General features: G+C 61.2%; 24 protein-coding genes and 1 pseudogene. 8 read left to right on the top strand and 17 right to left on the bottom strand.

Translation table 11 applies throughout. The features are described from left to right. Positions 1–39 precede the first annotated feature (39 nt). Together AC15MQ_RS10295 and AC15MQ_RS10290 are read right to left on the bottom strand one after the other, a co-directional pair. Positions 40–1,173, bottom strand: coding sequence for a sensor histidine kinase (locus tag AC15MQ_RS10295; RefSeq protein WP_483080043.1), 1,134 nt, complete (start codon positions 1,171–1,173; stop codon positions 40–42). Then, positions 1,128–1,700, bottom strand: coding sequence for a PAS domain-containing protein (locus AC15MQ_RS10290; RefSeq protein WP_483080042.1), 573 nt, complete (start codon positions 1,698–1,700; stop codon positions 1,128–1,130). The genes AC15MQ_RS10295 and AC15MQ_RS10290 overlap by 46 nt, the downstream gene beginning before the upstream one ends. A 647-nt stretch (positions 1,701–2,347) precedes the next feature. Here AC15MQ_RS10290 and AC15MQ_RS10285 point away from each other — a divergent pair. The 5 genes from AC15MQ_RS10285 to lon all read left to right on the top strand — a co-directional run bounded on the left by AC15MQ_RS10285 (position 2,348) and on the right by lon (position 7,571). Then, on the top strand, positions 2,348–2,668 hold the full coding sequence (locus AC15MQ_RS10285) for an H-NS histone family protein (protein ID WP_287666481.1): 321 nt from the start codon (positions 2,348–2,350) through the stop codon (positions 2,666–2,668). A 248-nt stretch (positions 2,669–2,916) separates the two neighbouring features. Beyond that, the gene (galE, locus tag AC15MQ_RS10280; protein ID WP_483080041.1) at positions 2,917–3,921 is read left to right on the top strand and encodes a UDP-glucose 4-epimerase GalE; all 1,005 of its coding nucleotides are present in this window, start codon (positions 2,917–2,919) and stop codon (positions 3,919–3,921) included. 5 nt (positions 3,922–3,926) lie between these two features. After that, positions 3,927–4,748 (top strand): symmetrical bis(5'-nucleosyl)-tetraphosphatase, encoded by an 822-nt coding sequence (locus AC15MQ_RS10275; RefSeq protein ID WP_483080040.1) that lies wholly within the window; start codon positions 3,927–3,929, stop codon positions 4,746–4,748. 63 nt (positions 4,749–4,811) lie between these two features. Then, the gene (locus AC15MQ_RS10270) at positions 4,812–5,189 is read left to right on the top strand and encodes an Hsp20/alpha crystallin family protein (RefSeq protein ID WP_287666486.1); all 378 of its coding nucleotides are present in this window, start codon (positions 4,812–4,814) and stop codon (positions 5,187–5,189) included. A 9-nt stretch (positions 5,190–5,198) separates the two neighbouring features. Then, on the top strand, positions 5,199–7,571 hold the full coding sequence (gene lon, locus AC15MQ_RS10265) for an endopeptidase La (RefSeq protein ID WP_483080039.1): 2,373 nt from the start codon (positions 5,199–5,201) through the stop codon (positions 7,569–7,571). A gap of 34 nt (positions 7,572–7,605) precedes the next feature. Here lon and gpmI read toward each other — a convergent pair whose 3' ends face one another. After that, on the bottom strand, positions 7,606–9,246 hold the full coding sequence (gene gpmI / locus AC15MQ_RS10260) for a 2,3-bisphosphoglycerate-independent phosphoglycerate mutase (protein ID WP_483080038.1): 1,641 nt from the start codon (positions 9,244–9,246) through the stop codon (positions 7,606–7,608). 126 nt (positions 9,247–9,372) lie between these two features. Continuing rightward, positions 9,373–10,347, bottom strand: a complete 975-nt coding sequence (locus AC15MQ_RS10255; protein WP_483080037.1) for a hypothetical protein — start codon at positions 10,345–10,347, stop codon at positions 9,373–9,375. Positions 10,348–10,536: 189 nt separating this feature from the next. On the opposite strand from AC15MQ_RS10255, the gene AC15MQ_RS10250 reads away from it, so the two are divergent. Continuing rightward, the gene (locus AC15MQ_RS10250) at positions 10,537–13,206 is read left to right on the top strand and encodes a cation-transporting P-type ATPase (protein ID WP_483080036.1); all 2,670 of its coding nucleotides are present in this window, start codon (positions 10,537–10,539) and stop codon (positions 13,204–13,206) included. 101 nt (positions 13,207–13,307) lie between these two features. Here AC15MQ_RS10250 and AC15MQ_RS10245 read toward each other — a convergent pair whose 3' ends face one another. Both AC15MQ_RS10245 and AC15MQ_RS10240 read right to left on the bottom strand, forming a co-directional pair. Continuing rightward, on the bottom strand, positions 13,308–13,541 hold the full coding sequence (locus AC15MQ_RS10245; RefSeq protein ID WP_483080035.1) for a hypothetical protein: 234 nt from the start codon (positions 13,539–13,541) through the stop codon (positions 13,308–13,310). Between the two features lie 11 nt (positions 13,542–13,552). Further along, on the bottom strand, positions 13,553–14,494 hold the full coding sequence (locus AC15MQ_RS10240; RefSeq protein WP_483080034.1) for a DUF3616 domain-containing protein: 942 nt from the start codon (positions 14,492–14,494) through the stop codon (positions 13,553–13,555). Between the two features lie 126 nt (positions 14,495–14,620). Between AC15MQ_RS10240 and AC15MQ_RS10235 the strand changes: the two genes are divergently transcribed. Then, positions 14,621–15,082: an MliC family protein gene (locus AC15MQ_RS10235; RefSeq protein ID WP_483080033.1), complete on the top strand. Its 462-nt coding sequence runs from the start codon at positions 14,621–14,623 to the stop codon at positions 15,080–15,082. Positions 15,083–15,089: 7 nt separating this feature from the next. Here AC15MQ_RS10235 and AC15MQ_RS10230 read toward each other — a convergent pair whose 3' ends face one another. The 10 genes and pseudogenes from AC15MQ_RS10230 to AC15MQ_RS10185 form a co-directional block, all read right to left on the bottom strand. Further along, positions 15,090–15,542, bottom strand: a complete 453-nt coding sequence (locus AC15MQ_RS10230) for an outer membrane lipoprotein (RefSeq protein WP_287666503.1) — start codon at positions 15,540–15,542, stop codon at positions 15,090–15,092. A gap of 11 nt (positions 15,543–15,553) precedes the next feature. Beyond that, positions 15,554–16,489: a carbohydrate kinase family protein gene (locus tag AC15MQ_RS10225; RefSeq protein ID WP_332335312.1), complete on the bottom strand. Its 936-nt coding sequence runs from the start codon at positions 16,487–16,489 to the stop codon at positions 15,554–15,556. 91 nt (positions 16,490–16,580) lie between these two features. After that, positions 16,581–17,207: a DUF3426 domain-containing protein gene (locus tag AC15MQ_RS10220; protein ID WP_332335311.1), complete on the bottom strand. Its 627-nt coding sequence runs from the start codon at positions 17,205–17,207 to the stop codon at positions 16,581–16,583. A gap of 225 nt (positions 17,208–17,432) precedes the next feature. Next, positions 17,433–17,531: pseudogene (locus AC15MQ_RS10215) on the bottom strand (MJ0042-type zinc finger domain-containing protein); the annotation flags it as partial. A gap of 3 nt (positions 17,532–17,534) precedes the next feature. Beyond that, positions 17,535–18,425, bottom strand: coding sequence for a 50S ribosomal protein L11 methyltransferase (gene prmA / locus AC15MQ_RS10210; protein ID WP_483080032.1), 891 nt, complete (start codon positions 18,423–18,425; stop codon positions 17,535–17,537). A 15-nt stretch (positions 18,426–18,440) separates the two neighbouring features. Further along, entirely contained in the window at positions 18,441–19,805 is a 1,365-nt protein-coding gene (gene accC / locus AC15MQ_RS10205; RefSeq protein WP_287666514.1) for an acetyl-CoA carboxylase biotin carboxylase subunit, read from the bottom strand. Positions 19,806–19,820: 15 nt separating this feature from the next. Further along, a complete protein-coding gene (gene accB, locus AC15MQ_RS10200) occupies positions 19,821–20,273 on the bottom strand; it encodes an acetyl-CoA carboxylase biotin carboxyl carrier protein (protein WP_287666516.1) in 453 nt (150 codons plus the stop codon). 84 nt (positions 20,274–20,357) lie between these two features. Next, positions 20,358–20,849 (bottom strand): type II 3-dehydroquinate dehydratase, encoded by a 492-nt coding sequence (aroQ, locus tag AC15MQ_RS10195; protein WP_483080031.1) that lies wholly within the window; start codon positions 20,847–20,849, stop codon positions 20,358–20,360. A 48-nt stretch (positions 20,850–20,897) separates the two neighbouring features. After that, positions 20,898–21,449: a TlpA family protein disulfide reductase gene (locus AC15MQ_RS10190; protein ID WP_483080030.1), complete on the bottom strand. Its 552-nt coding sequence runs from the start codon at positions 21,447–21,449 to the stop codon at positions 20,898–20,900. Further along, complete coding sequence (locus tag AC15MQ_RS10185) at positions 21,446–22,054, bottom strand: hypothetical protein (RefSeq protein ID WP_483080029.1); 609 nt, start codon at positions 22,052–22,054, stop codon at positions 21,446–21,448. Before AC15MQ_RS10185 ends, AC15MQ_RS10190 begins: the two co-directional genes overlap by 4 nt. A 110-nt stretch (positions 22,055–22,164) precedes the next feature. On the opposite strand from AC15MQ_RS10185, the gene mpl reads away from it, so the two are divergent. Next, complete coding sequence (gene mpl, locus AC15MQ_RS10180) at positions 22,165–23,565, top strand: UDP-N-acetylmuramate:L-alanyl-gamma-D-glutamyl-meso-diaminopimelate ligase (RefSeq protein WP_483080028.1); 1,401 nt, start codon at positions 22,165–22,167, stop codon at positions 23,563–23,565. On the opposite strand, the gene cyoE is transcribed toward mpl, so the two are convergent. Then, positions 23,527–24,414: a heme o synthase gene (gene cyoE / locus AC15MQ_RS10175; protein ID WP_483080027.1), complete on the bottom strand. Its 888-nt coding sequence runs from the start codon at positions 24,412–24,414 to the stop codon at positions 23,527–23,529. The genes mpl and cyoE overlap by 39 nt on opposite strands. Between the last annotated feature and the right edge of the window lie 12 nt (positions 24,415–24,426).

Genomic DNA, 24,426 nt, shown 5'->3' with positions numbered 1-24,426 from the left:
GGGTGTGGAGGACTTTCTGACGGGGGGCCTGATGGCATTTTACGTCCAGCCCATCACTGGGGGTGACACGCGGGCGTCACGACGGCCTCGATATCCCGCAAGGCGGCCAGTACCTCCGCGAGTGCCATCTGAATCGCGTCGCGCTGGACGGCCTCGCGTCCGTTCACGGCGACCGCTACGTCGATACCGACGGCGTGCAGGATCTCGAGGACCACCTCGACATTGATGGCATGGTCCTCGGCAAGCAGGACGTGTGCGCCACGATGCCGGGTGCGACTCGGCGTCGTCCGCCATGGCGGTCGGGGTCAGGATCGGACCATGTCCGTGCTGCGTCGGCACCCTGAACCAGAAGGTACTGCCCAGCCCTGGGGTGCTGTGCAAACCGACCTCGCCCCACAGCCAGAGCGGCACCCCGTTGGTGTCGACCTCGAGAGTCAACCCCTTGTTGACGGCCGCGTCGCGGACGATGGAGGCGACGTAGTCGAGCACCGCCGAGAGGTGGAAGTTGGAGTGCTCCAGGTCCATCCAACCGGCCTCGATCTTGGACAGGTCGAGGATGTCGTTCACGAGCAACAGCAGGTGCCGTCCGGCGACCTCCATCTTGGACAACCGTTCGAGCTGGGCCGGCGAGGGATCTTCCTTCCTCAGCAGGAAGTTGAGTCCGAGGATGGCGTTCAGCGGGGTGCGAATCTCGTGCGACATGTTGGCCAGGAATTCGCCCTTGGCGGCGTTCGCCGCCTCGGAGGCCTCCTTGGCCCGGCGCAGGGCTGCTTCCGCTTCCTTGCGGTGCTTGATGTCGGACATGAAGGCGACGAGCTTGGGGGGCGTGATGCCGTTGCCGGCGTGTTGGTAAACGGTCATCTCGACCGGGAGTCGGCGGTCGTCCTTGGTGCGTTGCTCGGTCTCGAACTGGAGATGCCCGCGTTGCCGGATTTCCCGTGCGACCTGGGCGAAGGCCTCCGGGGGAAAGTTCGGGTCGATGTCCCACACTCGCCGTTGCAGCAGTTCATCGACACTGTAACCCAGGAACTCGGCTGCGAAACGGCTGGCGTAAATGAAGCAGCCGGCCACAAAATCGGCCCAGGTGATGCCGATCCCGATACTGTCCAGTGCGAACTGAGTGTCCATCAACTGGGCATTCGTCGCTTGCAGTTCACGGGTGCGCTCCCGCACGTGCTGCTCCAGCTCGCTGTTGAACTGCCTGAGCGCGTCCTGCGCCGCCTTGAGCGCCGACACATCAATTCCGACTCCGACCAGCACGGCTTGCGTTCGGTGTTGTCGTGCCAGATGGCGTTGACCAGGGTACGCCCGCGAAACTGGAGGACGCGGTAACTGCTCCAGCAGTCGCCGGTCGAACCGTCCCGATAACGCTGACGGATCTCGAAATGTCCTCCACCGCGCGCCAGGGTAACGGCCATGAGCGCCCGGATTTGATCCGCGGTATGGTCGGCCGGCAGGTCGAACAGCGTGAGTCTGGCGAACGCGTCGCGATCATGGCCCAGCATCTGGCAGGCAGTGTCATTGAACTCGACGAAGCCGTAGGTCTCGGGGTCGATCAGGACGATACCGTCGCTCGCCTGGCCGACGATCGAAGAATAGATATCCTCGCGTTCGCGCAATGCCTTGAATGCCTCGTGCTGACGGCTGATGTCGCGGGCAATGCCGAGTACCCCGATGAGTTTGCCCTGGGCGGTCTTCATCAGCGTCTTGATGGTCTCGAACAGGCCACGATGCTTGTCGAATCACTGAACAAACCATCGTCCCGGCTCCCGCCCACGCTACCCCGAAACTGAATCTGCTCAGGAAATGTAAGGATCTGAGTCATCAGTGACTACAGCCTGGAACTGAACCGCATCGAGAAGCTCAGGCACAAGATGAAGTACGAATGGATAGCCTTCAAAGCCCGCAGTGCCACGACGCTGGAGGCTGACGTAGACAAAATGTTGACCGGCTCCGCCTCTGATTATCGGATGACTTTTTGCTGAGCGCTTACCTGACCCGTCTGGGCCGCTCGACCATCGCCGCTGCTTGTCGAATCAATGAACAAACCATCATCCCGGTACTCGCCCGCGTTACCCCGTGACTGAATCTGCTCAAGCAAAGTAAGGATCTGAGTCATAAGCGCCTAAGGCTCGCCCTCGTCCAGGAAAAAACCAGAAGCATCGCTGGAATGTATTGACGAAAAATGGCGCGCATGGCCTCAGCTGTAGCGCATGTTTTCGGCGTTGTCGGCGTGGTTTTATCCGGATCGGACAAACAACTGGCCATTGTGTTTGCAGGTTGATTCTGGGGCTGTTGCAATTATTGGATTTTGGTGTATAAAGCGATTTTCTTCAAGGAGAAGTATATGGCAACCTACAAGGAACTACTCGCGCAACGTGCGCTGTTGGAAAAAGCGATCGAAGAAGCACGGCAAGCGGAGTTGGCGGATGCCATCGCCCGGACCAGGCAGTTGATTGCCGAGCATGGTTTGACGGCCACCGATCTCGGCTTCAAAATGACCGGCGCGGGCGCAGGAATCATTGCTGCAAAAATCAGGACGCCAGTAGCCATCAAGTACCGCGGTCCGAACGGCGAAACCTGGTCAGGTCGAGGAAAAGCACCGAACTGGCTGACCAGCCTTGAAGCACAGGGCCGACACAAGGACGAATTTCTCGTTTCCCCATAGCAGCGGATAGCGCGATTTCGCTAGTTTTCATAACTTCGAACGATTGTGCGACTGGCCTGCCAGGTATAAAGATGTGCGGCAACTTGCTGCACGGGTTGATAATTGCACGACCGACATCAAGGCCGGCAGAATAATCGCTGCTGCTTGCTACTGGCATTGCGGTATGCTGGCCATGCGTTCGCCGGAGATTATTTTGCCCACCGACCGGGTCGGTTCGGAATACACAAGGCAGTAAGGGAAGCCGGAAAATGAACGTCGTGGTTACCGGGGGTACAGGCTATATCGGCTCGCACGCCTGTGTTGCACTGCTGGCGGCGGGCCACGCTGTCACGGTCATCGACGACCTGTCGAACAGCCGCGTCGAGGTGCTCGATCGTGTTGCACGGATCGCTGGGCAGCGGCCGGTATTCTTTCTTGGCGATGTCCGGGACCGAGCGCTTCTGAGGCAGGTCTTCTCCACGTCGCAAGTCGATGCCGTCATCCATTTTGCCGGGCTTAAAGCGGTTGGCGAATCGGTAGCGCAGCCTCTGCGCTATTATGATTGCAACGTCGGCGGGGCGATTGCCTTGTGCGAAGTCATGGCGGAAGTGGCGGTGAAGACGCTGATTTTCAGTTCCTCGGCCACGGTCTACGGCGACCCGGCCACGGTACCGATTCGGGAGGATTTCCCGCGCTCGGCGACCAATCCCTACGGTGCCAGCAAGTTGATGATTGAAGACATCCTTGCCGATCTGGCGCACGCTGACAAGGAATGGCGGATTGCGCGCCTGCGTTATTTCAATCCGGTCGGCGCACACGAAAGCGGCCTGATTGGCGAGGAACCGAATGGCGTACCGAACAATCTCCTGCCTTACGTGGCACAGGTGGCCGACGGAACGCGCCAGCAGTTAAGCGTATTCGGCAGCGATTATCCGACGCCCGACGGCACGGGAGTGCGCGATTACATCCATGTAATGGATCTCGTCGAAGGCCACCTTGCCGCACTGAATTATCTGCTTGCCAATGGTGGGCTACTGACGGTTAACCTTGGCACCGGTTGTGGTTACTCGGTACTCGACATGATTCGTGCCTTCAAGACTACCAGTGGTCGGCCAATACCCTACGCCCTGGTACCACGTCGGGCAGGCGACGTCGCGACATGCTACGCAGACCCGCAACGAGCCGCAGATTTACTGGGATGGCAAGCACGACGAGATATCGACCAGATGTGCCGCGACGCCTGGCGCTGGCAACAACAGCGCGCAGAAATCTAGCCGGCATGGCGACCTACGCCATCGGCGACATTCAGGGCTGCTTCGACTCGCTGCAGCTTCTGCTCGAAAAATGCCGTTTCGACGCCACAAGCGATCGCCTGTGGCTGGTCGGCGATCTGGTCAACCGTGGCCCACGCTCCCTGGACACCTTGCGCTTCGTGCGGGATCTCGGCAGCGCCGCAATTACTGTCCTGGGAAATCACGACCTCTACCTGCTGATGACGGCAGCAGGACTTGGCAGGCGAAGTCGGGGTGATACGCTGGACGAGATCCTCAATGCAACGGACCGTGAAGATTTGCTCGACTGGCTGCGTCATCGCCCACTTTGCCACCACGAAGGCGAGTATTGCATGGTTCATGCCGGATTGTTGCCGCAGTGGACGGTAGCCCAGGCACGCGCGCTGGCGGCGGAGGTTGAGGCGGCACTCAGCGGCCCCACTTACCTGGATTTTCTGGCCAACATGTGGGGTAGTGAACCAGCGGCGTGGTGCGAGGAACTGGAGGGCTGGCCTCGCTTGCGAGTGATCGTCAACGCGATGACCAGGATGCGCTTCTGCTCACCCGCAGGCGTGATGGAATTCAAGACCAAGGGCGAGTTGTCGGCGGCTCCCGAAAATCACCTTCCATGGTTCGAGGTTCCCGGCCGACGCAGCGCCAACGACGTGCTCGTCATCGGCCACTGGTCGGCGCTCGGACTACGGGTCGAGCCCAACCTGCTGGCGCTCGATTCCGGCTGCTTCTGGGGCCGCCACCTGACCGCGATCCGCCTCGAAGACCGCATGTTGTTCCAGGTTGACTGCTCGGCATGCGAAGCAGAAAACGCCTGAACTATCCGGCAAGCTGCAGATCAGGGGGTGGGCTCAATGCGATCGCGTAACCGGAGCTTCTGGATGTGGGCTGAGGCGTTCGACCTTCTCCAAGGTGCGGAGCAACTGCAACGGCGTTTTTTTACGCTGGAATCCCTGCACTCCGTACCCTCCTGGGAGCCATCGGTCGATCTGTTCGAGAACGGTGATGAACTCAGACTTCTGGTCGCTCTGCCCGGCGTCAATTCGCGACAGGTGGAAGTCGTCCTGGACGAAGCTGGCCTGCTGGTGCGAGGTCAGCGCCCGCTGCCGCCAGCTTTCCATCGCGCCGCGATCCACCGCCTGGAGATCCCCTACGGGCGGTTCGAGCGCCGCATTTCGCTGCCACCCGGTGACTTCCAACTGCACGAGCAATTCCTCGAGGACGGTTGCCTGGTACTCGTCCTGCACCCCATGGCATGAGCCAAGAGCATGCGAACTGACAGGACAGATGCCAATCGCGACACACGGGCGACCGGCACCGGTGTCCTGGTGATACCCGATGATGCGATGGTCATCGTCCCGGTGCGCAATGTGGTACTGTTTCCAGGCATGATCCTGCCGCTGACCATCGGCCGTGAACAGTCGATACTGGCTGCGCAGCAGGCCGTGAAGACGGAGCGACCGGTTGGCATACTCCTGCAGCGGGACGCCGAGATCGAAACGCCGGGCCCCGACGATCTGTGCCTGGTCGGTACAGTAGCCAACATTCTGCGTTACGTGACTCTCCCGGACAACACGCATGTCATCGTCTGCCAGGGGCTGCAGCGCTTTCGGGTCGCCGAATACCTGCATGGCTATCCCTTCCCGGTGGCGCGGATCGGACGCATCGACGAACCGGAGGCGACCGACAGCGAGATTGAAGCGCGCCTGATCCAGCTTCGGGAGCGCGCGCTCAAAGTCCTGCAATATCTGCCGCAAGTCTCACAGGAACTGGGCAACGCGGTCAAGGGGATTGCCCAGCCGGGCGCTCTTGCCGACCTGGTGGCCAGTGTTACGGAACTCAAGATCGCCGATCGCCAGCGAGTCCTCGAATCCATCGACCTGACACAACGACTAGACATCGTTCTCGACTGTCTGCTTGGGCGTCTCGAGGTGCTGCAACTGTCACGCGAACTCGACGAGCGAACCAAGGCGAGCATCGATCAGCGGCAACGCGAATACCTCTTGCGTGAGCAATTGAAGTCGATCCAGAAGGAACTCGGTGAGGGTGATACGGGCAATGCGCTTGAAATCCAGGCGCTGCATAAAGCGATCGCCGACGCACAGATGCCCGAAGAGGTCGCGAACCAGGCCAACAAGGAGTTGAAGCGTCTAGAGCGCATGTCTGACGGTTCGGCCGAGTACTCGATGCTGCGCACCTACCTCGATTGGCTGGTCGAGTTGCCTTGGCAGGAGCCTGAGCCCGATCGTATCGAAATTGCCGACGCCCGCCGCATCCTGGACGCCGATCACTTCGGTCTTGACCAGATCAAGAAGCGCATCATCGAGTTTCTTGCGGTACGCAAGCTCAACCCGAGCGGCCACGGGCCAATTTTGTGCTTTGTCGGCCCACCTGGCGTCGGCAAGACCTCGTTGGGACAGTCAATCGCCAAAGCGCTCGGGCGCAAGTTTGTGCGCGCCTCTCTCGGCGGCGTTCACGACGAGGCCGAAATTCGCGGCCATCGACGCACCTATATTGGCGCCCTACCCGGGAACATCATTCAGGCCATCCGCAAGGCTGGAACGCGGGGGTGCGTGATGATGCTCGACGAAATCGACAAGCTCGGCAGCGGCATTCAGGGCGACCCGTCGGCCGCACTGCTGGAGGTCCTCGACCCGGAACAGAACAACACCTTCCGCGACAACTACCTCGCTTTGCCCTTCGACCTGTCACGAATGCTGTTCATCACCACGGCCAACGTGCTGGACGGCATTCCGGGACCGCTTCGGGACCGCATGGAGATCATTCATCTGCCCGGCTACACGCAGGAAGAAAAGCTGCAGATCGCGCGACGTTACCTCGTCGGGCGCCAGATCGACCAGAATGGCCTCAAGCAAGGTCAGATCGAGTTGTCTGATCCAGCGCTCGTGGCGCTGATCCGCGATTACACGCGCGAGGCCGGCGTGCGCTCGCTCGAACGGCAGATCGCTGCGGTCTGCCGGCGCGCCGCGGTGAATATCGCCGATGGCACGCAATCGGCGATGCGCGTCGAGGAAAGCGACCTGACCGGGATACTTGGGCCCAGCAAATTCGACAACGAAGTCGCGCTGCGCACCGGCCTGGCCGGGGTAGCCACCGGCCTGGCATGGACACCGGTCGGTGGCGACATACTGTTCGTCGAAGCCAGCCGTACCAGCGGCGACGGCAAGCTGATCCTCACCGGGCAACTTGGCGAAGTGATGAAGGAATCCGCTCAGGCGGCGCTAACCCTGGTCAAGACGCATGCCGGCAGCCTCGGCATCGATGGCGACTGCTTCGAGAAGTGCAGTGTCCATGTGCACGTCCCGGCAGGCGCCATTCCGAAGGATGGCCCAAGTGCGGGCGTGGCGATGTTCGTCGCGCTGGCTTCGCTGTTCACCGATCGCCCGGTACGCAACGACACCGCGATGACCGGCGAGATCAGCCTGCGCGGACTCGTCCTGCCGGTCGGCGGCATCAAGGACAAGGTATTGGCTGCGATGCGCGCCGGCATCGAGCGGGTGATGTTGCCGGCCAGGAATCGCCGGGACCTTGAGGAGGTTCCAGAAGAGGCGAAAAAGCGGCTCGAATTCGTATTCCTGGAAAACGTGGAGGACGCGGTGCGTCATGCGATAGCACGATAATCCGCCGCGCCCCCCCACCGAACGGCGGTTGGTGCTACGTGACCAGCAGCAAACTCTCATCCCACTTGGCGTGTTTCTCCAGGCCGAGAAGATTGGCGATCGTCGCCGCGATATTGGAAAGCCCGGCGCCGGGATCCTGTCTGAGAGCCAGTTTGCCGCCGGTCACGTTGTCGTAGAGGATCAGAGGCACCGGGTTCAGCGTATGCGAAGTCTTGGCCTTGAACGATCCATCCGGGTTCTGCGCGGGTTGCCTGGTCTTCTTGTCGATTTCGTACATCTCGTCGGCATTGCCGTGATCAGCGGTGATCAGCGCCACGCCGCCGAGTGCGTTGATCACCGGCAGGATGCGTGCCAGTTGCAGATCGACCGCCTCGATGGCCATCGTCGCCGCGCGGAAGCTGCCGGTGTGACCGACCATGTCGCCATTGGCGAAATTGCAGCGCAAGGTCCGGTACTGGCCACTCTTCAGGGCTTCGATCATGGCATCGGCGATTTCCGCTGCCTTCATCCACGGACGTTGCTCGAAGGGCACCACGTCGCTCAATACTTCCTGATAGGTCTCGCCGGCAAACTTGTTTGAGCGGTTGCCATTCCAGAAATAGGTCACATGCCCGAATTTCTGCGTCTCCGAGCAGGCAAACTGGGTAATGCCTGATTTGGCAAACCACTCGCCCATGGTGTCGAGAATGGCTGGTGGATCGACCAGAAAGCGTTTCGGGAGCTTGAGGTCGCCGTCATACTGCAACATCCCGGCGTAGGTCACGTTGGGCACGCGCACGCGGTCGAACTTGTCGAAAGTGGCCTCTTCAAAGGCGCGCGTGATCTCGATCGAGCGGTCGCCGCGAAAGTTGAAAAAGACTACCGAGTCACCGTCCTCGATGGTACCAACGGGCCGGCCGCCGCTGGCGATCACAAATGGAGGCAGATCCTGGTCAATCGTTCCTGGAAACTTGAGACGCAATGCCTCTACGGCAGCCGAAGCACGGTCGTACTGTTCGCCCTCGCCGAGGACATGCGTGCGCCAGCCCTTTTCGACCATGCTCCAGTTCGCCTCATAGCGATCCATGGTGATGTTCATCCGGCCACCACCCGAGGCGATGCGGGCGTCGAATCCGCCACTGCTCACGTCGGCCAGGAAGGCCTCGAAAGGCAGCAGATAGTCGAGGGCACTGGTTTCCGGGACGTCACGCCCGTCGATCAGGATGTGAATCCGCGCCACCGGCACGCCTTCTTGCTTGGCGCGCAGGACCAAGGCTTGCAGATGATCGATGTGGCTGTGCACATTGCCATCGGAAAAGAGGCCGATGAAGTGCATCACCCCGCGGCCGGCCTGGGCGCCGGCGACGATTTGCCGCCAGGCCGTGCCCTCCCAGATCGACCCGGAGGCTATCGCTCCAGCGACCAGGGCTGCGCCCTGGCTGTAAACCTGCCCGGCGCCAATGGCATTGTGACCGACTTCGGAGTTGCCCATGTCTTCGTCGGAAGGCATGCCCACGGCGGTACCATGGGCGCGCAAGGTGATATTCGGGTACTTGGCAAAGAGATTGTCGAGGGTGGGTTTCCTGGCAGCAGCGATGGCACTGCCGACATCGGATTTGGCAATGCCATAGCCATCCATGACGATCGTGACGATGGGGCCCTGAATTCCAGGGAAAGAGGCAGACTTCTGCAACATGATGGATTCCTGGGGAGGTGGAGAGTTGGGAGCAAAGGCCACTGCGCATCGGCAAGCAGCAGCGTCTGTGCCAGTATACCGCAAGCCTCTTCTGGCAGCCGCGGTAAGCTGGGCCAACTACGGCGATTACTGCTCCTGGAGGCTGGCTGATGAGGCTACCCGCTTGATCCGGTGCCGCAAGCGCGTACGCCTGACCTTGAGCTTGGCGTGCCGGTTCCCGGATCCGCTTCTGCGCGTTCGCCGCCGGGCCCGGTAGCGCGCGACCAGCAGGGCGATCTTGCCGACCAACAGCAGCAGGAGCAACAGCCAGACCAGGGGATACTGCAGAATTTCCTTGAGCAGTTGCCAGACTTCCCCAGTAGGGTTCGAGCCTGCTGGCGGGGTCAAGGGTTGTGGGCCACGGGCACCGCGTTGTTCCATGCGCTGCTCAAGCGAGCCGGCAGCCGGCTGGACGATGGCCAGCGAAGCATCGCCGTGCCCAAACGACAATTCCCCGCCTCGCGCAGCGTAGTGGAAACCTTCGATGCCGGCCAATGAGAAGGTGACCTTCCCATCCGGATCGATGCGTGCGTCCGTGGCTGCGGTGAGTACCTCAACAACCGAGCCCTCGAATTCGAGGACCAGCGCGGCGATTCTCTCACCGGCGTCGGAAGCAGCGTTGGGGTCGGATGTCGCCTGTCGAGACAACGACGGGCCCCGGTTCGGTTGTGTCTTCCCGTCCACCATCGGGCGCAAAGTTGACAGAGCGTCCGACGGATCGATCCCGGCCACTCCCGAATTGCCGTCTTCGACCACTCCCAGGTGTCCAGGCCAGGACTCTGACGACACCCGGTCGCTGCCCGGCATGCGGTTGGCGGGAGAAACGGGGCGGCCATCATTTTCCACCGCTGAACGGAAATGCCCGAGTGTATCCTCGACGGCTGACGGACGCGTGCCTTCAGGAACTCGCGCCACAGCAGCGGCCTCCGTTTGCTGCCGAGCAATTCCGACGTTCGGCGTCCCCTCGGGCTGGGTAATGGGATGCGCACGAGCATTGCCGACCAACTGTACCGTCACCAGCAACCCCACTACCAGGCAGCATCGCGTCCAGCGTGAGATCATTGCGGAAGTCCCAAGGACGTGGTGACCACGACGCGGAAGACTTGCATTCATCGATCTGCTGCCATGCGCCAAGCCTTACGGCCACTGTACAAGTTATAGAATAATCGAAAACACACCCGTTGAGCGCTACTTTCTCCCGGCAAACACAGGGCTAGGGGCGTTTGCCGGGCAACCTCGGGCGATCACCAGATGGACAAAACGGCTCAACAATCGACGGCTTGGCATTGCCTCGACCTTGAAACAGCGGCGGCGCGCCTGGAAGCCCGCTTCGACGACGGATTGCGCGAAAACGAGGTACTTGAGCGCCGGGCGGTGCACGGCGAGAACCGCATGACACCGAAAGCAGGCAAGGGGCCAATACTCCGCCTTGCTCTGCAGTTCGGTCAGCCGCTGGTTCTGGTCCTGCTGCTGGCCGGTACGGTAACCGCGCTGCTCGGCGAATGGGTCGATGCCGGGGTGATCTTTGGCGTCACTCTGATCAACGCGGTGATCGGCTTCATTCAGGAAGGTCGCGCTGAGAATGCTTTGGCTGCGCTGGCCCGCTCAATAAAAAGCGAAGTTACCGTCCTGCGTGGTGGCTGCAAACAGCGCCTTTCCTCGACTGCACTGGTGCCCGGCGACGTCGTTCTGCTGACGGCAGGCGACAAGGTTCCAGCAGACCTGCGACTCTTCCTGGCCAAAGACCTGCGGGCCATTGAAGCCATGCTGACCGGTGAGTCGACTGCGGTTGCCAAGCACGACGATGTGCTGCCGGAGGACACCTCGCTCGCCGATCGCTGCAACATGGCTTACGCGGGCACGGTGATGATCAGCGGCCAGGGGGCCGGCGTGGTGGTGGCCACCGGCGACCGTACCGAAACCGGCCGCATTTCGCGACTGATCGCCGATACCCCGGATCTTGCGACGCCGCTCACGCGCAGAATGGCGGTATTCAGCAACTGGCTGCTGATTGCCATCGGCTTGCTGGCAGTGCTCACTTTTGCCGTCGGCCTGGGGCGCGGCGAGTCGGCATTTTCCATGTTCATGGCCGCGGTGGCACTCGCGGTTGGCGCGATCCCCGAGGGGCTGCCGGCAGCGATGACCATCACCCTGGCTATCGGCGTCTCGCGCATGGCCAAACGGCGGGCCATCATCCGCAAGCTGCCGGCCGTCGAGACACTGGGCAGCACAACCGTCATCTGTTCGGACAAGACCGGTACGCTGACCGAAAACCAGATGACAGTGCGCGAGCTTTACGCAGGCGGCCTCCGCACGACAGTCAGCGGCAACGGCTATGCGCCCGGCGGCAAGATCGGCGAGGGCGCGAAGATCGGCGGCGCGTTGCGGGAATGCATGCTGGCCGGCGTACTGTGCAACGACGCTGCGCTGCACAAGGCCAACCGGCACTGGGAGGTCGTCGGAGACCCGACCGAGGGCGCACTGCTGGTCGTCGCACGCAAGGCCGGGTTCGACGAAGGGACTCTGCAGAAACTGTTTCCCCGCCTCGATGAAATCCCGTTCGATTCAACCCGCCAGTACATGGCGACACTGCATGACATCGAAGGCGTCCGCCTGGCCTATTACAAAGGGGCGCTCGAACAGTTGCTGCCGCACTCGCGGAGCATGCTCGATGCCGGTGGGCTGGCAGTCGCTGTACGCCAGAAGGAGATCGAGCTCGCCGCCCGCAGCATGGCGGAAGCGGGCCTGCGTGTTCTGGGGGTGGCACGTCTCGGCGTCGGCTCGGCACAGGTGCTGGACCCGAGCGCGCCCGAGGGCCTGGAGTTCATCGGTCTGGTGGGGATGGTCGATCCACCACGCCCGAAGGCGATCGCCGCAGTCAGGACCTGCCGTGCAGCCGGGATCGAGGTGAAGATGATCACCGGCGATCATGCATTCACGGCACTGTCGATTGCCCGCCAACTGGGGATGACCAACAACGGCGAGACGGCACTGACGGGTAGTGACCTCGCCGCGCTCGACGACGAAGGGTTACGCGCCGTTGTCAGGACAGTCAACGTCTTCGCGCGTGTCGATCCGACTCAGAAGCTGCGCCTGGTGCGTGCCCTGCAGGCCAACGGAGAAGTGGTGGCAATGACCGGTGACGGCGTTAACGACGCACCGGCCCTGAAACAGGCTGACATCGGCATCGCCATGGGCCTGTCTGGCACCGAGGTCGCCAAGGATGCCGCCGATATGGTGCTCACGGACGACGATTTTGCTGCCATTGAGGCGGCGGTCGAGGAGGGGCGCGGCGTCTACGACAATCTGGTGAAGTTCATTACCTGGACCTTGCCCACCAACTTCGGTGAAGGCCTGGTAATCCTGGCTGCTGTTCTCGCCGGCACCACCTTGCCGATTACCCCTCTGCAGATTCTCTGGATCAACATGACGACTGCCGTCTTCCTCGGCCTGATGCTGGCCTTCGAGCCGATCGAACGCGCCATCATGCATCGACCACCGCGCCCACCGGCGACGCCGATTCTCGACGCGGCGCTGGTCTGGCGAATCGTCCTGGTCAGCCTGCTGTTGCTCGCCGGTTCCTTCGGACTCTTCCTGCTGGAAATGGCGCAAGGGAATTCGCTTGCCGAAGCACGCACGGTGGCGGTGAACGTCTTTGTCGTTGTCGAGGCAATGTACCTCTTCAATTGCCGGTCACTGACGCACTCGGCGCGACGCGTCGGCCTGTTCTCCAATCCCGCAATCTGGTATGGAGTGTTGACCATGGCTTTGCTGCAGGCCTTGCTAACCTATCTGCCATTGATGAATCGCCTCTTCGCCACGGCACCGATCGGCGGCCGGGAATGGCTGGAGATCTTCGCCTTCGGTGTCCTCGCTTTTCTCGTGGTTGGCATTGACAAGCGTCTGCACGCCCAGCGGTGAGTTGCGCACGCACCAGGCAGCGTGCCTCTGGCTCGTTCCCGCCGCGGGACCTCAGATGATCCGCGGCAGATCGATCCCGCAACGACTACCAGAGCCAGCACTTAAAAGGGCATGTCCTTCGGGAAGGCAATCAGGTCATCGTGAGCGAGTTTTTCGATCGCTTCCGGGCCAAGCTTCCGGCTATTCCACACGTAGTTGAGTTTGGCGTAGATGACCGGCATCCGGTCGGGCAGCAGTTCTTCGACCGCGTCGGGGTCCGATTCGAGTTCGGCGATGGCCTCTTCCAGCGCGTCCATGACATCGTTGAGGGTGGCAAGGACCCAATCGGCATCCATATGGTGCTCCTTCAAGTATGCTTTGGTGACGGTTCTATCATGAGTCGTTGTGGGTCGAGAATCATGAAACGGGCAAAGCGTCCGAGATGCCGACTGCCGTCATCGCTGACGATGATGATCCTCTGCTGGCCATCAATGAGCGCCGTGCTGATTCCCTCGGCGTGTTCGAATCCCGGCAAACCGGGAACACTGACCCGGCGTGCGGGATCGCCCCGGGTACCACTCCAGAACCAGAGGCCGAATTGCGTCCGCTCGCGCGTCACTGGTCCGCCGATCACCAGATAGCCGCCGAAGAGAGGCACATAGGCCATCCCTCGGATCCCGTTTCCGTCCAGATCCAGCGTCGCCAGAGTGGCGCCGACGCGCGGCGCATCGCCGGCTTCGAACATGGAGACAAGGTTTTCGACACAAGCCACGATCGCCAGCCGATCGAGCAGCGGGCTGCGGAATCCCAGCATCAAGCGGCTCTGGTCAGGAGCCATCTCCAGCGCTTCGATATTCAGACCACCCCGGGTCTTTACCTCGCGGATCTCGGCCGATGCCGCCAGCAACGGGTGTACCGCCCGCAAGGCGCGCTTCAGCCCAGTCACCACCTTTGGCTCGACGACCCGATTACCCTGAATACGGAAGCGAACCAGCTTCTCCCTGGCAGCCTCCTCGTCCCCGACACTGTTACGGGAATGCGAGGTGATGGCGTAAAGGTATCCCGCCCGGTCGATGGCGACCCCCTCCAGATCATCCAGCCTCCAGAAATCGACGGCGGCGGGATGCAGGAGAGGTGGCTGCAAGGCGGTGCAACGAACGCTGCCGTCCTCATGCACGCTCAACAGGCTCAGCGGGTGCCGCTCTTCGTCCTCGACGATAAGGAAACGCCCGTCAGGCAGCTGCCGAATTCCAGACGGTTCATAGGCGCCGGTCAGGGTTCGGAAGCTGGGGAGTGGGTCAAACTGCACGTCTGCGGCCTCTGTTAACGAATGAGCAGGCCATCGATCCGACTGCCGCTACCGATCAAGGATAGCATCGAGGCTGGCAGCAGGTGAAGTTTCAACGCAAGTTTTCTGCCCTTGGTGCTGCCGGCCATGTTATTTTTTAGTTTTCGTAAACCTTGGGAACATGCGGTGATCCTGAATCGCTTGATCGCCATGAGTGTCCTGGCCGGAGTGCTGACGGCCTGCGCAACCAGTGAGTCGCTGCCTGCACGGTCAACTGCCGACGCTCGCCAGGAGCGGGGCAAGGGCAGCAAGGAGCAGAAGCAACTGAAAATGCAGCTCGCCAGTGGCGTTTATCGTTGTGAGTTCGGCCAGAGCATCGAGATTCAGCGGGTTACCGGTAACCTCAATCTGATCGAACTGCGTTGGCAGGGCCAACGTCACACACTGGAGCGCCAAAGGTCTGCCTCCGGTCTCCCTCGCTACGAGGACCCACAGAACGGATTGTTGTGGATTGACCTGCCCTGGAAAAGCGTCCTGATGGACGCCAGCAGCGGGCGTCCGCTCGCCAATGAGTGTAAAGTGGCGCAGAGGACGACCACCGGTAGCTGACTGCCGGCTAATGCGTGACGCGGGTATCGCCACCGCGGGAAAGAAGACGCACTCTTTCGCCGGGAAAGAAGCGTTCGTCAGTTTCCTGAACGACGGCCACCAGTTGGCCACCATTCAACCTGACCGTGATTTCGAACGCAACTTTCCTGGTCGCACCTTCCTCGATTGCCGAACCGGCCAAGCCGCCGGCCACCGCACCGAGAATCGCGCCTACGATCTGCCCTTTGCCACCGCCAATGTTGCTCCCCGCCACCCCACCCACTGCGGCACCTGCCAGCGTGCCGACTCCTGACTTGCTGCCTTGCATGATGACCTCCCGAACGCTCTCGACGGTCCCCTGGCGGACCGTCATCTCCTGCCGCGCCTGTTGGGGCGAGTAGACACTGGCCGACTGGCTGCTCACGCAGGCGACAAGAGTGGCGCTGACCAGCATCAGGAAAAGCACTCTGAGGAGGTTCATTGCAGTATCCTTTACCAAAGGTTAGTACCAAAAGCCTTGGCAAACAGGTCAGAAATGTCAGCACGACCTGGACGATGGTTCTGACCACCACGATGAGCGATCTTGATCGCCCCCATCACCGCCGCCAGGCGACCGACCTTCTCCCAGTCCCAGCCGGCGGCAATACCGTAGAGCAGGCCCGAACGGTAGGCGTCACCACAACCCGTGGGGTCGACGACGGCCTCGGCCTGAACACAGGGAATCTCATGACAACGACCGTCGGCAAGAATGCGCGAGCCTGCGCCCCCAAGGGTGACGATCAGTGCTTGCACCTCGGTCGCAAGTTGCTCAAGTGATCGGCCTGTTCGATCACACAGCAGCTTCGCCTCGTAGTCATTGAAACAGGCATAATTGGCCAGACGCATGAAACCCAGCAGTTCCTCGCCCGAGAACATCGGCAGGCCTTGTCCGGGGTCGAAGACGAAGGGCACCCCCGCCGCCGCGAGGTCCTGCGCGTGCTGGAGCATGCCGTCACGCCCGTCAGGAGCAACAATCCCAAGCGTGGCGTCCTGCGCATCGGTAACGCGATTGAGGTGGGAGTAGGTCATGGCTCCCGGATGGAATGCGGTGATCTGATTGTCGTCGAGATCGGTGGTGATGAACGCCTGCGCTGTAAAGCTGCCGGCAATCCGGCGCACATGCGCGCGTGACAGTCCGAGGTCGTCCAGGCGTACGAGATAGGGATCGGCATCATCACCAACCGTTGCCATGATCAGCGGGTCGCCATCGAGAAGTTTCAGGTTATAGGCAATGTTGCCCGCGCAACCGCCAAATTCACGCCGCATCTCGGGCACCAGGAAAGCCACGTTGAGAATGTGAATCTGCTCGGGCAGGATGTGATTCTTGAAACGATCATGGAAAACCATGATGTTGTCGAAGGCGATTGAGCCGCAAATAAGAGTGGACATGGACATCCCGACGGTTTAGAGGACTACTTTGAGGAAAAGTATAGCATTGATGGCGACATGCACCGGTCGCCGGCCGTTGCCGGCTGCTGAATCATGGGTAAAACAGGTATAGCCGGTAACCGGCAGCAGCGATCTCCCTGGTTTCAATCCACAGGCGAACATCGACGTCCGCACTCGCCGGGAACGCTTGCTCTGCGAGCGCGGCGGCGGATAGATATTCGTCGGGCAACAGAAGACGGCGGGCAACTATCCGGTCATTGGTATCGGTCAACGTCAGTTCGAGAACCGGGTAAGCCTGAGCGTACGTCGCGCGGTTGCGCAGCGTCACTTGCAAGGCCAGCAACTGCTTGCGCTCCTGGTCTACCTGCAGATCAGAGGCCTCGATGCTGAGCATCTCTACGCGCCGCGGCAATGGCACGTCGGTACCCAGAACGTCGCTCAGCATGGCTAGCGGAGGTTGCAGGAGGGGAGCGGAAATGGCAATGTCGGTACGAAAATGAAAGACCAGTTGTCCGACAAGCAGCAGTGCCAGGAACACGGCGGCAATTGCAAACGGCCTGGCGGCGGGACTGTCGAGCGCCAGGGCACCCCTGCTGGTCGAGCCCCCCAGCCAACGATCGCCGTCAGTGCTTTCCTGGAGGTCATGACCGGGATTGCGCTTGTCCACATCTGCGACAATGTCCAGGGCATCAGGGGTAGTTTCCGAGGGGCTGCCCAACGGCAACTCCTGAGCGCTGTCAGCGGGCGCTGAAACATTCGGTTCGGAAGCAATCATGTCGGCAGGTACCGACGCTCGCAGCGGCTCCTGCGGTTCTTGCGGCCGGGAGCGGGTTGCGGGTGATGGAGGAGCTACCGCCGATTCGCACCGTTCAACCGGCGCGATCCGGCCAGCAGTTTCGAACGACGCCTCGTCGTCAAGCAGGCCATCTAAGGCATTGAACACCGTTCGGCACTGTCCGCAGCGAACCCTGCCGGCACGTGCCCGGAGCTGCTCGGAGGTGACGCGAAAGATCGTCTGGCAGCTTGAGCAGCGGGTCTTCATCCGCTAGCTCTTTACGCCAGCCAGGCAAACCCAACCGTCGCGGGAGGCTACAACGACGAGCGGCAGGTAAGGCGCGTAAGCCGCGATCATTTGGTCCACCTGCTCGACCAGAATCCCTGACAGCGCCAGGCTGCCACCCGGGCGGAGGTATGCGCTGATCGCCGGCGCGAGCACGCGCAGCGGATTGGCGAGGATGTTGGCCACCACAATATCGAACTGGCCATGCACCGCCTGCGCCGATTCCTGGAAACGGGCCTTGACGGCATTATTCCCGGCATTGTCACGGGCCGAGATCACCGCCTGCGGGTCGATGTCCACACCTACAACCTCAGTGGCTCCGAGTCTGGCGGCGGCGATTGCCAAAATTCCTGAGCCACAGCCGTAATCGAGGACCGACACTCCTGGGCACACACACCGCTCAAGCCACTCCAGACACAGGCGAGTCGTCGGATGCGAACCCGTGCCGAAAGCCATGCCCGGATCGAGTACCAGGACAATCGCCTCGGGATCGGGGGCTTGATGCCATGAGGGAACGATCCACAGGCGTTCCGAGACGCGAATCGGCTCGAACTGCGACTGGGTCAATCGCACCCAATCCTGTTCGGCGACGGTTTCCTGCGCAAACGCCGGCAACTCGTCGAGGCCGACCTGCACTGCGCAGGCGGACAGCAACAGCCCGGCATCGGTATCCGGCGCCAGCAGCGCGACCACGCGTGAATGCTCCCAACCGGGCCTGCTGATCGAGCCGGGCTCACCGAACTGTGGCTGCTCGGCGGAGGTCCCGGCATCGGCATCCTCGATACTCACCGCCAAGGCTCCGGCGTCGAGCAGCGCGTCGGCGAGCGCCTCGGCGTGCAGGCAGTCGGTCTGGATGCTGATAGAGAGCCAGGGCATCGTTTTCGGTGGCTGTCAGCCGCCCTTTTTGACCTCGTCCTTGGCCGCGAGCCGATGCTCGAGGTAGTGGATACTCGTACCACCTTCCATGAAACGGGCGTCGTGCATGAGTTCCTGATGCAGCGCGATGTTCGTCTTGATGCCTTCGATGCTCATTTCCGAGAGTGCAATCCGCATGCGGCGGATGGCCTGATCGCGGCTGTCACCGTAGGCAATCACCTTGGCCACCATCGAGTCATAATGTGACGGAATCGTGTAGCCCTGATAAATATGCGAGTCAACGCGGATGCCGGGCCCGCCCGGCGGATGATAGAAGCTGATCTTGCCGGGGGAAGGCACGAAGGTGTAGGGATCTTCCGCATTGATACGGCATTCGATGGCGTGGCCTCGGAAACTGAGGTCACGCTGCCGGAAGCGAAGCTTTTCACCTGCGGCAATCCGGATCTGCTCGGCTACGAGATCTACGCCGGAGATCAATTCCGTGACCGGGTGCTCGACCTGGATGCGCGTGTTCATCTCGATGAAATAGAACTCGTTATTCTCGTAAAGGAACTCGAAGGTACCGGCACCGCGATAGTTGATGCGCCGGCACGCTTCGGCACAACGCTCGCCGATACGCACGATGTGCCGGGTAGCGATACCGGGGGCTGGCGCCTCCTCGATGATTTTCTGATGGCGGCGCTGCATCGAGCAGTCGCGTTCGCCGAGGTACACGGCATTCCTGAAACTGTCGGCAAGCACCTGAATCTCGACATGCCGGGGATTTTCCAGGTACTTCTCCATATAAACATTGGGGTTGCCGAAAAAACTCTGGGCCTCGGAGCGGGTCATGTTCACGGCATTGATCAGTGCCGCTTCGGTATGCACGACGCGCATGCCGCGTCCGCCGCCACCACCGGCCGCCTTGATGATCACCGGATAGCCGACGGCCTTGGCAATCAGCACGATTTCCTTCGGGTCCTCGGGAAGTGCGCCCTCGGAACCCGGAACACAGGGTACGCCGGTAATCCGCATGGCCTCCTTGGCAGAAACCTTGTCACCCATCAGGCGGATGGTTTCTGGGCGTGGGCCGATGAAAACGAACCCTGATGACTCCACCCGTTCCGCAAAGTCGGCGTTCTCGGAGAGAAAACCGTACCCCGGGTGGATGGCCTGCGCGTCCGTGACTTCGGCCGCAGAAATGATCGCCGGTACGTTGAGATAGCTCTGGGCGGATGGCGCCGGACCGATACAGACCGACTCGTCCGCCAATCGAACGTACTTGGCCTCGCGGTCCGCCTCGGAATGCACGACCACGGTCTTGATACCCAGTTCGCGGCAGGCACGCTGGATGCGAAGTGCGATTTCTCCGCGATTGGCGATGAGGACTTTCCCGAACATGGCGGACAGTTCTCCTTAGCCGACGATGAACAAGGGTTCACCGTATTCGACCGGCTGGCCATTCTCGATGAGAATGGCCTTGACCGTGCCTGCGCGCTCGGCTTCGATCTCGTTCAACAACTTCATGGCTTCGATGATGCACAGCGTGTCCCCGACCTTGACGACACTGCCGATCTCGACAAACGGCTCTGCTCCCGGACTCGAGGCGCGGTAGAAGGTGCCGACCATCGGGGCCTTGACGGCATCGCCTTCCGGGAGCGGCGGCTCCTCTGCGGCGTTGGCGGGCGGTGCAGCCCCCGCCGGCGCGGCGTGCAGCGGAGCCTGTGGAGGCAGGGCGTAGGCTTGTTGCGCGAGAGCCCCACCGTATTTGACGATACGGACCCTTTCTTCTGCGTCGTTGATCTCGAGCTCGGTAATGCTCGATTCTTCGACAAGGTCAATCAGTTTCTTCAGCTTACGCAGATCCATGGACGGGCTCCGGAGGGTTGTTCTTGCTTGCGTTCAAACCTGGAAAAAGGCAGCAGACACAAGCCGTAGATGAAATCGAAGGCCTCACTCGACAGAGATTCGGCGCAACAGGTATTCGAGCGCAAGCAGGTAACCCTCGCTGCCGAGGCCGGTGACGACGCCAATCGCCAGGTCGGAAAAACACGAGTGATGGCGAAACGATTCGCGGGCGTAGATGTTGGAGAGATGGACTTCGACGAACGGAATGGCGCTCGCAGCGATGGCATCGCGCAGCGCGATGCTGGTGTGTGTGTAGGCCGCAGGGTTGATGATCAGGTAGCGTACCCCTTGGGTACTCGCGGCGTGCACCCGCTCGATCAGTGCTCCCTCGTGATTGCTCTGGAAGGCTTCCAGAAGCACGCCGGCTGCGGCAGCTCTGTGGGCAAGGGCCAGATTGATCTCGGCAAGCGTGCTCGAACCATAATGTTTGGGTTCACGAGTACCGAGGAGGTTGAGATTGGGTCCATGCAGGACCAGCACGGCAGCCGTGTCCGGCAACTTCCCGGCTCCCGGCGAAGTGTCTTTTTGCTTCTTCATGGGCGCAAGTTTGCCGCAAATCGCAGCATTTTGTCCAGCAGCATGTCTTCAGTGGACAAGCGTTGTACGCAACACGAGGTCCAGGTCGCGCTCAGCAAGTGGCCCCAGGTGGACCAGGGGTACATCGCCACCCGGACTGACGACCAGGGTATAGGGAAGACTGAGGCTTGCGTTCCCCAATTGGCGGGCCAACTCGACGCCTGCCGAGCCAGAAACCAGCAGCGGATAGCTGACAGGATATTGTCCGGCGAAAGCCCGCACGCTTTCCGTGGCATCGAGAGCGATACCGACAAACTGGACGCCTCGCAGCGCGTACCGGTTCTGCAAGCGCGAAAAGGCCGGCATTTCCTCCCGGCACGGTGGGCACCAAGTGGCCCAGAAATTGACGACCAGCGTTTTCCCTTGCCAGGCAGAAAATGAATAGGGTTTCCCGTCCACATCTTCAAGGCGGCTGGCGTACAGATTCGACAAGGCCTCTGGGTTAAGGACCTGTGCCGTCTGTGGCTTCGTACCTGTGTGCTGTGACCCCATGTAGAGCCCTGCCAGCAGCGCAATCAGTGCCGCAACCAAGCCGATCAGGAAAAGCCTGGCCTTGCTCACCGGGACGGAAGTGGGATCGCCGCCAGGAGCTTGTTGACGGCATCGAGGCGTGCTCGCTTGCGAATCCGGCCATCACGCGTCCTGAAGCTGACGCGCTCCTCACGCCGTGGGTAGACCACCAGGTTGGCAATGGCGTCATCGGCGATCATCGTCAGAACCGCCTCGGCACGCTCGGTGCGAGGCGGTCTGTGATGATAGTCGAAGCGTTCGTTGAGCAGGAAGATTTCCACGTCCTTGGCACTGTCGGGAAACAACTGGATGTCTATCTCGGCATGACGGCCGGCGATGCCCTCTAGGACCGCACCCGTCAGGTAGGGATTGAACGGTTGCATGATGGCCATCAGCCGGGCCGCCGTCCGCAACAGACGAGCACTCCTCGCCGGCTGTTCTTCGTTCTGGAAAAGCCGCTGATAGCTCCGTAGCTCTGCCTCGACTTCATTGTCATCGGGCATGAGGGTGCTCTCGGGCAAGCCGAGCCTGCGTGCCGCCTTGCGTTTGGCCAGTGCCAGTTCGCTGATGCCGTCCTCGGCCAGCAGGCGGGCGGCCAGAGCGGCAATCCGCCAGCGCTGTTGTGAATTGCTCGGGCGTTCCTGGCGGTTGCTCATCGGTGCACCCGGAATGGATTGGAAACGCGAAATTGTAGTTGCGTCACGGCGCGACGCCTACGGGGGTACAATCGGCCTTCTTCGGCCCGATTTTAACCTGGATTTGGGACATGCACATTCATATCCTCGGTATTGGTGGTACCTTCATGGGTGGCGTCGCCCAACTCGCTCGGGCTGCAGGGCATCGCGTAACCGGCTGCGACAGTGGCGTATACCCGCCAATGAGCAGCCAACTCGAAGCTGCCGAGATCGAGGTCATCGAAGGCTACGACGCCGCACAAACGGCCTTCGAAGCGGATTGCTACGTCATTGGCAACGCGATTTCGCGAGGCAACCCCTTGCTCGAAGAGATCCTTGACGGTGGCCTGCCTTACGTCTCCGGTCCGCAATGGCTGGCTGAGCATATCCTGAAGGGACGCTGGGTGCTGGCGGTCGCGGGAACACACGGCAAGACGACGGTTTCCGCGATGCTCGCGTGGATCCTTGAGGATGCAGGACTTAGTCCGGGCTTCCTGGTCGGTGGCGTGCCCCTGAACTTTGGCGTTTCAGCTCGCCTGTCTGGAAGCAGCACGGAGTCACCCTTCTTCGTGATCGAAGCCGACGAATACGATACGGCTTTCTGCGACAAACGTTCGAAGTTCCTGCACTACCGTCCGCGCACCGCAATTCTCAATAATCTCGAGTTCGACCATGCGGACATATTCCCCGATCTCGCATCGATCGAAACGCAATTTCACCACCTGGTGCGTACGCTGCCGCGCAATGGACTGATCGTTTCGAACGCCACGGAAGATAACCTCGAACGAGTATTGGAACGCGGCTGCTGGACGCCGGTCGAGCGATTCAATGCGGCCGGCGGTTGGCAGGCTGAGGGAAGCGACAGCGACGGTTCACTGCATCTCCTCGAAGGCGACGACCTGGTCGCCAGTACAAACTGGGGCTTGACCGGTGCCCACAACCGCAGCAACGCGGTCGCCGCGCTGCTGGCAGCCAGACACGCTGGCGTCCCTTTGCAGCGTGGCTTAGCGGCGCTGTCGCGTTTCAGGAATGTCAAGCGGCGTCTGGAGCTTCGTGGAACGGCCGCTGGGGTCGACGTGTATGACGACTTCGCTCACCATCCGACTGCGATTGCAACGACCGTTGGCGGCTTGCGCCGCAAGGTCGGCAGCGCGCGTATCCTGGCTGTCGTCGAGCCGCGCTCGAATACCATGAAGCTGGGTGTGATGAAGGCATTGTTGCCCGCCAGCCTCGCCGAAGCTGACCTGGTGTTCTGCTACGCGGCGAATCTCGACTGGAGCGCCGCTGCCGCGCTCGCACCACTGGCCGACCAGGCAATCGTCGAAGACGATCTAGAGCGCCTGGTGGCTCGAATCGCCGACGTCGCACGTCCCGGCGATCAGGTGCTGGTGATGAGCAATGGCGGCTTTGGCGGCATCCATGAGAAACTCCTGACGGCACTTGCGACCAAGGAATCAGCGCAGGAAGTGATCCACCAACAATGCGGCGAATAACAGTGTCAGGTAGATGATCGAATAGCGAAAAGTGAGCCTGGCCAGTTTGTCGCTGTAATCTCGCCATAGCACAAAGCTATAGACGAGGAAAACGGCGTCCAGGATCAGCGCTGTGGCCAGATACCAGGCCCCGCTCATACCCAGCGTATAAGGCAGGACGGTCGCGGCACTGAGCATGACCACGTAGAGCAGGCTATGCAGGCAGGTGAAGCTTATCCCGTGCGTCACCGGCAACATCGGCAGGCCCGATTTGGCGTAGTCGGCACAGCGATAACAGGCCAGCGCCCAGAAATGCGGCGGCGTCCAGATGAAGATGATCAGGAACAGCACCAACGCCTCGGGGCCAACATGACCGGTGATCGCGGTCCAGCCGAGCAGGGGTGGCATGGCCCCGGAAGCCCCTCCGATGACGATATTCATCGGCGTCGCCGGCTTCAACAGTACTGTGTAGATCAGTGCGTAGCCGAGGAAAGTGGCCAACGTCAACCACATCGTCAGTGGATTGACGAAGGTGTGCAGTACCCATAACCCCAGGCCTCCGACAAATGTCGCGAGAGTCAGTGTTTCGATAGCCGAAACTTCGCCACGCGCCGTCGGGCGCGCGCGTGTTCGCGCCATCAGCGCGTCGATGTTTTGTTCGATCAGGCAATTGATCGCCGCTGCGGCGCCGGCGACCAGGGCAATACCGACCGACGCCGCGATAAACAGCGCGAATGGCGGGAATGATGGAGCGGCGAGAAACATTCCGATCATCGCCGTAAACACGATCAGGCTGTTGACCCTCGGCTTGCACAGCGCGAAGAACGCCCCCAGGCGTTGGCCAGCCGAACGATGGGAACTGCTGCTCATAACGGCCATAGA

The organism is Candidatus Accumulibacter propinquus, from assembly GCF_056856495.1.
The sequence above is the reverse complement of the archived record's forward strand: the minus strand, read 5'-3'. Positions and strand labels throughout refer to the sequence as shown.